The organism is Alkalihalophilus marmarensis DSM 21297 (assembly GCF_000474275.2).
Lineage (GTDB): Bacteria > Bacillota > Bacilli > Bacillales > Bacillaceae_D > Alkalihalophilus > Alkalihalophilus marmarensis.
The window spans coordinates 22176-33729 of sequence record NZ_ATAE01000052.1 but is presented as its reverse complement, the minus strand read 5'-3'; the positions used below and the strand labels follow the sequence as shown (position 1 = coordinate 33729).

Genomic DNA, 11554 nt, shown 5'->3' with positions numbered 1-11554 from the left:
CGAAGCTTTGCGGATTCAAAACAACTCCACGGGCTTCGCTACTGCCGGTTACGCAGCTTAGAGGGCGCGAGCGAACAAGCACTAATGACTGCTATTGCACAGAACATAAAGAAGATCGCAAACCACCTCACTAGAGGGTGAGGTGGTTTGCCATCCTTTTTAGACGTTCACTTCTTTTATATTTTAGATGTCTGACTCAGTAAAAGAAACCCCGCTTTTTTAAAAAGTGGGGTTTCTCAACAATCTGAGCTCTCGTACGAGAGCTTTTATTTATTTTCTCGATCTAAAAATTGTTGCATTGGGTGGATGAAAAAAAGCTAGGCATTTTCTTTTTAGGATTCTCTTTTGTTTCTTTTTTATTTCTATTTCCAGTTCAGGTGCTTCTTCTGTTTTAGGTTCACTAATAGGGGAAGTTCTTTCTTGGTAGTATGGGTATGAACAATTCTTTTACAATCTGCTGTATGAAGCCTACTTTGGTCGTAATATTTCGTTCAAATAGACTTTAACCTATAGGACATAGTTTACTCTCCATTGGGGCAACTTCCTTATGTGCGCCAGAGTTTTAAAGTTCAAATTTGGTGACATTTGCAGGCTCGGTATTTTAAGGAAGATTGAAGATTGGTCGGTTATAGCACTTTGTATTGAACAAAGTTAGCATCGCTACCAGTACATTTTGACTTCTTAGTTGATAGTTTTAAACGAAATAGGTTAAGAAGTTATGAATCCAATGCTTTCTAATCTTTTGACAGTTTAAAGTTACTTATTATATGATATAATCGATGTTAAGTAACATTTTAGAAAGGAGAAAATTTATTGGAATATGTTGACCCCATAAAAGATATCGAAAAGATAAATGAAATAAAAAAGAAATTAGAAGATAAATCAGATAGAGACCTACTTCTCTTTGTACTTGGGATTAATACAGGAATAAGAGTAAGCGATTTACTAAAACTCAAAGTAGGAGATGTATGGGATGAAGGAAACCCCAAAGAATTTCTTTGTATTTTGGATGATAAAAATTTTGAAAGGAAAGCTTATTATCTAAATACAAAAGTGAAAATAGCATTAAACAATTACTTATTTAATCTAGAATATCAACTCGATGATTTTCTGTTTAGATCTAAAAAGCAAAACCAGCCGATCACACGTCAGCAAGCTTATCGAATTATTAATAATGCTGCTAAGGAAGTAGGAATCTCAGGAAACATTGGAACTCACACTCTTAGAAAAACGTTTGGTTATCATGCATATCGAAAAGGAATTGCGATTTCCTTATTAAAGTCGATTTATAATCATACTACTCCAGCTGAAACGCTACGCTATATTGGTATAGATAAAAATGAAGAACATCATATTAAAATAGATGTGAATTTATAAAAGAAAGGAGTCTCTATTTTGTTTGATCAGTCTTATAACGATTATTTTATTCTATTAAGTGCTCTCCTTTTAATCATAGGGGTTCTAACAACAAAATTCTCATCACGTGTGGGCGTACCAGCTCTTATTCTTTTTATTCTTGTAGGAATGCTTACAGGTAGTGACGGTTTAGGTCTTATTCATTTTGATAATCCTCAATTGGCCCAATTGATCGGTATATTTGCCTTAATTATCATTCTTTTTGAAGGTGGACTACAGACAAAATGGTCAACGGTGAAATCCGTGACCAAACCCGCACTTTCTCTTGCTACATTAGGTGTGATTTTAACAACAGTTATAGTTGCGTTAGCTGCAAAATTAATATTAGGGGTTTCGTGGCTTGAAGGATTTTTGTTTGGTGCAATTGTCGGTTCGACAGATGCAGCGGCGGTTTTTGCTGTTTTGAAAGGTCAAAATATTCGGGCGAGGTTAGGTGCGACACTTGAAGCTGAATCAGGATCCAACGATCCTATGGCAATGTTTCTGACAATTTTCTTCATTGAATTAATCCTCACAGAAAGTCCATCGTATCTATTACTTGTTGGATCATTCTTTTGGCAAATGGGAATTGGTTTAATAGTAGGGATTCTCTTAGGAAGATTAGCGACTTTTGCTATTAACCAGATTAACCTAGATTCAAGTGGATTATATCCTGTATTCGCTCTTGCCTTTGCTTTATTAACCTATAGTCTAACGGATATTATTGGAGCGAGTGGATTATTGGCTGTATATGTTGCAGCATTGGTAATTGGTAACTCAGATTTGACGTATCGTCAATCAATCTTTAGGTTTAACGAAGGATTTGCTTGGATGGCGCAAATTTTAATGTTTACGATTTTAGGTCTTCTAGTATTCCCATCTCAATTAATCACGTTAGATGTCATAATCAAGGGTTTATTACTATCGATTACTTTGGTATTAATTGCACGACCGGTAGCCGTTTTTCTTTCCACAATGAAAATGGGTTATGATCTAAAAGAACGAATTTTCCTCTCTTGGGCTGGATTAAGAGGTGCCGTACCGATTGTTTTAGCAACGTTCCCGTTGCTCGCTGGTTTAGAGAATAGTCAATTGTTCTTTAATGTCGTCTTTTTCGTTGTATTAATTTCTGCCTTAGTTCAAGGTTCAACTATTGCCATTTTTGCAGAAAAACTTGGGCTTATTGGTCCAACTAAGATCGAACCTCCTCACTCTTTAGAACTTGTTTCAATTGGTAAAGCAAACGCCGAAATTCTTGAATTTGAAGTAAGCGAAGAATCGAACATTACAAATAAGCGACTTGCAGCCATAGACTTCCCAAAAGATGTCCTAATTAATGCAATTATTAGGACAGATGAACTCATTACGCCATATGGGGAAACAGAAATTAAGGTTGGAGATATTTTATACATTTTAGTTAGTAGAGAAAGTAAAAAAGAGTTAAAGAAAATGTTGCAGCAAAAATAAAATAATAGTTCTCTATTTCATCATGAAGTGGGGAACTATTAAATGTTAAGGTTTATTACCATCATTTCATGTAGAGCAGTATGATGATGTTTTTTTGGGCTTTCATAGATTAAAAGCACCATTAAATAAAGTCAGTATCTAACTCCCTAAACGCAGACGAGGATGCTTTCGTCCATACGTCCTTTTACTTTTTTTATGCATTTCCCTCGAAACGAATTCAGATTTAAACAGGGAATTCGCTCTGTTAAAAAGACAGTTGGTAACGTTATAATATAAATTTGCTCAGTTGTAGAGTAAGGGAGTGTTTTTATGTGGATAAAATATCGTTATTTGATTATTAACTTAATATGTTTAATCTCATTTATCACCATTGCAGAATTGGTTAGATGGGGACACACATTTAGTATTGATTTATTTATACGAGAACTAATTCAGGACGCGGGTTTATTTTTGGGTTTTATGAAAGTTATGACAGAGATAGGTTCCGGTGAATCTATTTTATTGTTAACAACTTTATTACTTGTATTGCTATGGCTGAAGAGTGAGAGTACGCTATTTTGGTTCTTTTCTTTCTTGTCAGTGGGGGGAGTCCTTCTAAACCTTGGACTCAAACTGTTTTATCAACGAGAGCGTCCAGGAGAAGAAAGGGAAATTGAAGTATTTGGAAGTTCCCTTGATCTAATTTCCTATAGCTTCCCGAGTGGGCACACAATGAGAAGTGTAATCCTTTTATTATTCGTTATTTATATTACAAAAAGTCTCACCAAGAGATGGATAGCAAAAGTGGTTATTATCATTTCAATTTTTTTAATCATTAGTATTCCTTTAAGTAGAGTCGTATTAGATGTTCATTATACTTCAGATATTGTTGCCGCTATTCTGATTTCAATAAGTTGGTTTTATGGTTGTTTATTTCTCTTTGAGAAAAAATTTCCCCCCATGAAACTTAGATGATAATCTAAATTTTAAAACTAATGAAGAATTAAGAAATTTGCTATGGATGTGATGGTTTTGAGATTGATAATGTTATGTATACCTTTAGTGATCTTATTTGGATGTAACAGTACAATTATAGGGGAGGTAGAGGGTAACGACAGCAACACCCAACACATAGATATTCCGTCAATATATAGAACAAATATTGAATCCACTGAAAATAAGCGTTGTAATAATAAGATCGATTTAAATAGTGCTAGTGCAGACGATTTAACAAACATTATTCATATTGATGAAAAAAAAGCTTTAGAATTAATTGAAAATAGACCGTATATTGTGGTTGATAGTATTGCTTTAGTAAGAGGTATTTATGGAGAAAAACTTAATGACATTAGAAGACAGGGACTCGCTTGTGTAGAAAGAGAATAATGAAAAATCAGTCATACATTATCTGTGACTGATTTTTTCATTTTTTTAACACGTGTTCTTTGATCCTTTTTTATATAGTGAATTTCCATTTTATTATTCCTGCTTCTCTAGTTGATTTAAAGTAATTACAAGTAATGGCCCCAAAATTAGTCCGATTGCTCCAAATAGGACTAATCCAAGGTAAAGTGCTATTAAGGTTGCTAATGTAGATAATCCAATCTGATTTCCCATTATCTTTGGTTCAACTGTTCGTCGAATAACAAGTAAAACAACGGCTAAGATAGTAAGCTTTATTGCTAATTCAGTATCGCCAATTATAAATTGATAGAATGCCCATGGTCCTAATATAATAATTGATCCTATTAGAGGTACTAGATCAATAAACCAAATAACGAGTGCCATAATTAGAGCGATATCAGGGTAAATAAATAATAATCCTATATAAGACAAGATAAAGATTGGAATACTGACAATGAATTGTGCCTTAAAAAAGCCAATAAGAACCTTCCTTAAGCGTGAAAGCATATAAGTAAGCTTATTTGAAGTGTCAGCAGTCAAAAACGAATAAAATTTGCTTTTTAATGTTGGTAAATCTAATAAAACTAAAAATAGAGCTATTAAATAAACTAAGAGTGAAACTAAGTAACTGGGAATCCCTACAATGAAATTGGAAACACCACCAATAAAGTCAATATTACTTAAGTGGATTCGCGTAGATTCTAATGTATTAATAACATGGAAGTTTATTTCATTAACAAAGTCAGGCGGCAAATCTTCAAATTTACGTTCAAAGTCATATTGAATGACGACCCACGCATTCGTGACATGGTTTAAATAAGTTGGAGCATTTTGTACGAATTCATTAATATGTATAAAAATTTTTGTTATTACTAAAACTCCAATTAAACTTATTAAGGTTAGAAATGAAGTAAAGATAATGACTACGGCTACATCGTGTTTTATCCTTCTCTTTTCTAATAGTCTCACAATAGGAGATAGTAAAACTGCAGATAACCAAGCAAAACAAGTGGCAAAGCCAATGGAAGGACAAAATATCCAATAATAGAACAAATAACAAGGACTAACAGAAATTTATGTTTAATTAACCACTCTTTCAAGAAAGTATACCTCTCATCAAAGTATTTTTTAAATGAAAATGCTTCTCTAATTTTATCATACTAAACATAACGCTTATAAAGGATAAAGGTGCTTATAGATAAATCGTATTAGTTTCATGTACTTTAGTGGCTACTATTAAAAGTTGTATTTCAATCATAAACCTTAGTCGTGAAGCTATCCTACTGTTTATCTACTGGGTTAATCAACTTTTTGTTACTTTAGCTCAAACGTTAATACATGGATGAAAGACGCTATATTTGCTTAAAAACTAGGACTTGCCGAATAAAACTTCAGCCGATATACACTAGAGTTTATATTGGAAAGCCAGATACTGAGTGAAATAATTGAATATGAAAATGTGGGGTATTATGAATTGTTAATAAAAGGCTGTTTTCGTATCTAACAGGTTCATTTATATTACAAGTCATCCTGCTCTTTTATTTCTTTTGCAGCAAAGGTAAATGGAGATATATAATCTCTAGAAACCTCACTGTAAAAATACTCAAAATAAATTTCAGGAAAAACCCTTAGAAGAGAGGTAGGTAGAATGTCATATGTTTTATTATTGATTGGCTTTATGCTACTTATAAAAGGTGCTGATTTTTTTGTGCATGGTGCATCGAGTATGGCGAGAGCTTTACATGTTTCACCTTTACTCATTGGCCTTACCATTGTTGCATTTGGTACTAGTTCTCCCGAGGCAACGGTTAGTATTGTCGCGGCTCTTCAGGAAAATGCGGGCGTTGCAATAGGAAATGTGGTTGGTAGTAATATATTTAACATTACTTTTGTAGTGGGGATAGCTGCGTTTATTACTCCGCTTAAAGTAGAAAGTGAAACAATAAGAAAAGAAATTCCTTTCACCTTACTAGCAAGTATTTCCTTATTAATCCTAATTAGCGATGTAACTCTTCAAACCGTAAGTCAAAATCTTATAACTAGAAGTGATGGCTTAATATTTTTATTGTTTTTCGCTATTTTTTTATATTATATCTTTGAGGTAGCAAGAAATAGTCGTGAAAAGGGGAAACAAGATAACACAGAATCAAAAATAGTATCATGGAAGAAAAACATTGTATTAACCATCGGTGGACTTGCAGCAATTATATTTGGTGGTGACCTTGTAGTTAATAACGCGACAACCATTGCGTATTCATTTGGGATGAGTGAAACATTGGTTGGTTTAACAATTGTAGCGATCGGTACTTCTTTGCCAGAACTAATCACATCTATTACAGCTGCTCTTAAAAAAGAAAGTGAAATTGCGTTAGGAAACATTGTAGGAAGTAATATCTTTAATATCTTATTCGTACTTGGAGCAGCCTCGGTCATTTCCCCGCTAGCTGTAGAAAGTAAAATATATATAGATGTTATCCTTATGATTGTTTTAACTGGAGTTTTACTTGTTTTCTCAAGAACAAACTTTAAAATAGGTAAGATAGAAGGAATTGTTCTTGTTCTAGCATATGTTTTATATATGACCTATATTTTTATTAGAAATTAAAAAAGGCTCTTATCATAATATATATTCAGCTAATAAAGAGTAAAATAACGCTTAAAAAGGCTCAAAATCAAAACTGTTTGAGCTTGAGTTCAAATCCATTTACGAAATCTTTACAAAACCTTTACGTTACAACTATTTACAATAGTTAAAAACATCTATACCCTTGATAGGAAATGTCGAATTTTATTAAAGGGGTATAACCAACATTTTGTCATAAAACCCACGTTAAGACAATAAATGGAAAACATAAGCTGATATCACCAACGCTAAGGAGATATCAGCATAATTTTTATATCTTTAAAGGTCGTAATTCATTTGATTTGGGTACCTTTTTCGAATCAAATAAATATTCTCCAAGTAAATTTATATGTTCCCAACCCAATGGGGAAATGTGAGGTAATAACTCCTCTTTTAATAAGCCCTTTTCTTTTAATATCTTTGTAGCCTCTGTGAGATAAACGGTATTCCAAACTGTAGTAGCATTTATAAGAATATTTAAGGCACTAGCTCGTTGAAGTTGATCTTGCAATCCTCTTTCCCGTAACTCTCCACGTTTACCAAAAAATAAGGCTCTTGCCAATCCATTCATAGCTTCACCCTTATTTAATCCTCTTTGGATACGCCGGCGTAATGTTTCATTAGAAATATAGTCTAATATAAAGATTGTCTTTTCAATTCTACCCATCTCTCGCAATGCTGTTGCCATTTTATTTTGGCGAGAATAAGATCCTAACTTTCCTAAAATAAGTGAAGCCGATACTCTACCTTCCCGTATGGAATGTGCTAATCGTAAGACATCATCATAGTTATCTTGAATAATCTTAATGTTGATTTTTCCTCGTAGAATGCTGTCAATCTTTGAATAAACATTGGATTTATCCATGACATAAAGTTTAGAGTCAGATAGATCTCGCATTCTAGGAGCAAAGCGAAAACCTAATATATGGCTTAATCCAAAAACCTGATCGGTGTAACCAGCCTTAATTGTACTATCATTAGAAGTAGTTATTAACGTATCTTACGATAACAACTACTTCTTTTTTATTTCCTTATAGAATCATTATCTGTACTATGAAATTTATGTATATAAAGTATCCTAAGAAACCAGGGGGTGGTAATGTTGAAAGTACAAGAGGTTCTTATTCAAGAGAAGAAAAGATATCTGTTAATTGACAAGGATGGCTATCCTGTCATACCGGTTGCAAAGTATATAAAGTATTTAGATAACGTTGGAAAAGCTGAAAACACACTAAAATCATACTGTTACCATCTAAAGCTTTACTTTCAATTCCTAGAGGAGTGTGGATTAGAATATCAAGAAGTAAACCTTGATATTTTGGCTCAGTTCATCGGATGGCTGAGAATTCCTGATCAATCTACAAAAGTCATTTATTTTGAAGAAACCTTAGCAAAACGATCAGAAAAAACGGTCAATACCGTCATAACATGTGTCATGGGGTTCTATGACTATTTGACTCGTAATGAGGATTACGGAGGAAATGTAAATGATCAGTTAAAAAAACAAGCCCCAGGGCGTTTTAAGACTTTTAAACCTTTCCTCCACCACATTACAAAAGGGAATTCATACGATAAAAACATTTTAAAGATTAAGGAACCAAAGCGTTTAATCAAAACTTTGAGTAAAAATCAAATCCAAGTGATCCATGATGCTTGCAGCAATATACGGGATGAATTATTATTCCGTATATTATATGAAGGGGGATTACGTATTGGAGAGGCCCTTTCTCTGTGGGTAGAGGATTTTGATATAGGTAAAAATGCTATTACGGTGAGGAAATCCAAAACATCCGATGGGGAAAAACGAAAAATTTATGTATCTATTGAGACTATGAATCTCTTTCAAGATTATCTAATAGACTTTCATTCTTACGAAATTGATAGCAATTATGTTTTTATCACCTTAACTGGACCAAATCGTGGTAAGCCAATGACTGATGGTTCTGTACGTTCTTTAATTAAACGGATGAAGAAAAAAACAGGAATAGATTTTACCCCTCATATGCTTCGGCATACATATGCTACAGAGTTACATGAAGCAGGAGTAGATATTGCCATCATACAGAGGTTATTAGGGCATGCACACGTTCAAACAACCATACAGACTTATATCCATGCATCCGATGAAACCATACGTGGAAGCTGGGAACAAGCTCAATCAAATAAAAAAATGGGAAGAAGAGATAAATAATGATACAGAGTGCATTGGAAATTAAACCCCTTCCCCACCATCTGGAACAGATAAATGAACCATTACTTGGATATTGGGCAAATGATGTGTGGAATGTACAAGAATGTCCCTTCTTGGATAAACACTATGATTGGAATAGAAAATTGATTTTTGATAAGGTACAAAATCTTGGATTAAAAAATGAACTAAAATATTATTTTTATAAGGGGTTACAGGAGACAAGGATTTCGATTACCTATGCTTTTATGCATTATTCTCCATGTCTTAAAGTTTTTACAGAATTCATCTCTCGATATTATGCTAATTTAGATTCTATTATTGATATACCGAAAGAAAAGTTTCTAACAGAATATCGAACATTTCTTGTAGAGAATGGAAAATCAGTTGAAATTATACACCGGAAAAAGTCATCACCATGGATATCACCAACAGTTCAACCATCCTTGTATATTAGACTATTTCTTCAAGTTTATGAATTTTATTATCACCTTTATGATGAACGTGAAGAAACAGATAAGGATTGTTGGGATGTTCGAAAATTGAAGATTAATTATAACAATACAATCAGTAGATATTCATTAGACTTTTCGAAGGTTCCGCAACCTTATAGACAATTATTTAAAAAATATATAAAGACTCGCCTAGTTTTTCAGCAATCCATTAGCTTTTCTACAGCCGTATGTTATTTAAATAGACTTTCGTTTTTCTTCACCTTTTTGAAGGATAAACATCCTGAGTGGAAAGAATTAAACCAGCTATCCAGAATGGATATCGAGGAGTACATTGAATACTTGCGACATTCCACTATTAAAAAGGGAAAATATTTAATTAATCCAGATCACAATTATGTAAATCGTTTTTTAATAGACCTTAAAACGTTTATCTCATACATACAGAAATTCGAATGGGAAGAAGCTCCGACAAAGTCAGTAATTTCACTATTGTCAATTGAAGATATCCCTAAAAAGAAAAGAGCAAAAGCTGATGAAATTAAATATATTCCGGATGAAGTATGGGAACAGTTAGTTTACCATATTAACCAACTTTCCTCAGATCATATACCTATAATTCTTCTAATGGAAGCTACAGGTTTTCGAATAAGTGACGTTTTATCACTTAAAATTGACTGCTTAGTAAATCAAGAAGATGGTTGGTGGATTATCGGAGATCAAAGAAAAGTAAGTTATAAAAATCATAAAGTTCCTATTTCAGAAGAAATTGCTAATGTGGTCTTAGCGCAGCAAGAACTTACAAAAAAGAGATCAACTTCGGACACGAACCCTAAGAAATATTTGTTTCCAATACTAAAAGGGAAAAGGATGGGTAATCCCATATCACAGGATTCCATTAAGCTGAACCTTAATAAACTAGCTAATAGATGTAATATTAAGGACAAGGATGGAGAAATTTATTGGTTTAAAAATCATGCATTTCGACACCGTTACGGTGTTAATTTGATTAATAACGGAATGAATATCCTTCATGTTCAAAAACTGATGGCACATGCCAGTCCTGAAATGACATTAGTCTATGCCCAAATTCATGATAAAACACTACGTGATGAATGGGAAAAGGCTCGAGATAATGGTGCAGTAAGACTAGATACTCATGGAGAAGTTATTGTCGCTGATTTAGCTCAACAGGCTGAAGAAAATGGAGTTGAACTGGAGTGGATACGGCACAACATGGACTCCATTCGTTTAGATCATGGGTTTTGTGTAAAAAGCCCAAAACTTCATTGTGATTTTCTTGAACAGACATTGGAACCACCGTGTATTAAAAATAACTGCAGAAGTTTTCACGTTGACAAGACTTTTCTCGGCTATTATCAAGATCAAATATCTAAAATGGAAGCTGATATTGAAGTATACAAAAAATCCGGAAGGTTACGTTCTATTGAGTTAATCGAACCCAAATTAAAGAGATATAAAGAATTAGCAAGTGGTTTACTACATACTGGTGGTATCTTTGGTTTGGATAAAACTAGACGTGAGTATGTTGGAAATGAACGTGAAAAGGTGATGCAAAATGTCTAATGAAAGCCCAAATACCGAAGGTATTATAAAACATGCGAAGTTGAAAACGGAAAAGACCATTCAAAAAGTTGAAGAAACGATCAAAAAGATGATAAAAAAACAAATAAAAATCAATTTTAACTCTGTATCTGCAGAATCAGGGGTTTCAAAGGCATTTCTATACAGAAATACAGAGCTCCGAGATCGAATCGAAACACTTCGCAAACAACAAGAAGGTCTCTCCTCAATAAAACAAGTTAAAAGGAATATGAGTGACGCATCAAAAGATGTAATTATTGCTTCCTTACGGAAGCGAGTCAAGGATTTAGAAAATGAAAATAAAGAAATTAAAGAACAATTGAAAATTCAATTTGGGAAGATTTATGAGGGAATTTAAGTTCCTACGATTTTCCCTTCCCTGATTGATTTTTTTGTGTAATATGACAATGCCATTTAAAAGATAAGTTGTATTCCGCAATC

General features: G+C 33.3%; 10 protein-coding genes and 1 pseudogene. 9 read left to right on the top strand and 2 right to left on the bottom strand.

Translation table 11 applies throughout. The features are described from left to right. The 5 genes from A33I_RS20380 to A33I_RS17605 form a co-directional block, all read left to right on the top strand. On the top strand, positions 1 to 141 hold a 141-nt coding region (locus A33I_RS20380; RefSeq protein WP_201783218.1), incomplete at its 5' end, for a transposase. 672 nt (positions 142 to 813) lie between these two features. Then, positions 814 to 1377: a tyrosine-type recombinase/integrase gene (locus A33I_RS17620; protein ID WP_012961217.1), complete on the top strand. Its 564-nt coding sequence runs from the start codon at positions 814 to 816 to the stop codon at positions 1375 to 1377. An 18-nt stretch (positions 1378 to 1395) separates the two neighbouring features. Beyond that, positions 1396 to 2862 carry a potassium/proton antiporter gene (locus A33I_RS17615; RefSeq protein WP_012961218.1) on the top strand — a complete coding sequence of 489 codons (1467 nt, stop codon included), beginning with the start codon at positions 1396 to 1398 and terminating at the stop codon, positions 2860 to 2862. 309 nt (positions 2863 to 3171) lie between these two features. Continuing rightward, positions 3172 to 3816, top strand: a complete 645-nt coding sequence (locus A33I_RS17610; protein WP_022629643.1) for a phosphatase PAP2 family protein — start codon at positions 3172 to 3174, stop codon at positions 3814 to 3816. 42 nt (positions 3817 to 3858) lie between these two features. After that, a complete protein-coding gene (locus A33I_RS17605; protein ID WP_022629642.1) occupies positions 3859 to 4227 on the top strand; it encodes a ComEA family DNA-binding protein in 369 nt (122 codons plus the stop codon). Between the two features lie 93 nt (positions 4228 to 4320). Here A33I_RS17605 and ytvI read toward each other — a convergent pair whose 3' ends face one another. Beyond that, positions 4321 to 5298: a sporulation integral membrane protein YtvI gene (gene ytvI, locus A33I_RS17600; protein ID WP_235806205.1), complete on the bottom strand. Its 978-nt coding sequence runs from the start codon at positions 5296 to 5298 to the stop codon at positions 4321 to 4323. A 595-nt stretch (positions 5299 to 5893) separates the two neighbouring features. Between ytvI and A33I_RS17595 the strand changes: the two genes are divergently transcribed. After that, the gene (locus tag A33I_RS17595; protein ID WP_022629641.1) at positions 5894 to 6850 is read left to right on the top strand and encodes a calcium/sodium antiporter; all 957 of its coding nucleotides are present in this window, start codon (positions 5894 to 5896) and stop codon (positions 6848 to 6850) included. Between the two features lie 289 nt (positions 6851 to 7139). On the opposite strand, the pseudogene A33I_RS17590 reads toward A33I_RS17595, so the two are convergent. Continuing rightward, positions 7140 to 7838 (bottom strand): annotated as a pseudogene (locus tag A33I_RS17590) (Tn3 family transposase); the annotation flags it as partial. 129 nt (positions 7839 to 7967) lie between these two features. Between A33I_RS17590 and A33I_RS17585 the strand changes: the two are divergent. The 3 genes from A33I_RS17585 to A33I_RS17575 are packed head-to-tail and all read left to right on the top strand — an operon-like array spanning position 7968 to position 11471. Next, positions 7968 to 9059 carry a tyrosine-type recombinase/integrase gene (locus tag A33I_RS17585; RefSeq protein ID WP_022629640.1) on the top strand — a complete coding sequence of 364 codons (1092 nt, stop codon included), beginning with the start codon at positions 7968 to 7970 and terminating at the stop codon, positions 9057 to 9059. Continuing rightward, positions 9059 to 11095, top strand: a complete 2037-nt coding sequence (locus A33I_RS17580) for a tyrosine-type recombinase/integrase (RefSeq protein ID WP_022629639.1) — start codon at positions 9059 to 9061, stop codon at positions 11093 to 11095. Before A33I_RS17585 ends, A33I_RS17580 begins: the two co-directional genes overlap by 1 nt. Next, positions 11088 to 11471, top strand: a complete 384-nt coding sequence (locus tag A33I_RS17575) for a DUF6262 family protein (RefSeq protein ID WP_022629638.1) — start codon at positions 11088 to 11090, stop codon at positions 11469 to 11471. The genes A33I_RS17580 and A33I_RS17575 overlap by 8 nt, the downstream gene beginning before the upstream one ends. Positions 11472 to 11554 lie beyond the last annotated feature (83 nt).

What these genes read in the sequence shown, in the direction of transcription:
- A33I_RS17575 (WP_022629638.1), top strand. Translation starts at nt 11,088, where the DNA reads ATGTCTAATGAAAGCCCAAATACCGAAGGTATTATAAAACATGCGAAG.
- A33I_RS17585 (WP_022629640.1), top strand. Translation starts at nt 7,968, where the DNA reads ATGTTGAAAGTACAAGAGGTTCTTATTCAAGAGAAGAAAAGATATCTG.
- A33I_RS17595 (WP_022629641.1), top strand. Translation starts at nt 5,894, where the DNA reads ATGTCATATGTTTTATTATTGATTGGCTTTATGCTACTTATAAAAGGT.
- A33I_RS17605 (WP_022629642.1), top strand. Translation starts at nt 3,859, where the DNA reads ATGGATGTGATGGTTTTGAGATTGATAATGTTATGTATACCTTTAGTG.
- A33I_RS17610 (WP_022629643.1), top strand. Translation starts at nt 3,172, where the DNA reads ATGTGGATAAAATATCGTTATTTGATTATTAACTTAATATGTTTAATC.
- A33I_RS17580 (WP_022629639.1), top strand. Translation starts at nt 9,059, where the DNA reads ATGATACAGAGTGCATTGGAAATTAAACCCCTTCCCCACCATCTGGAA.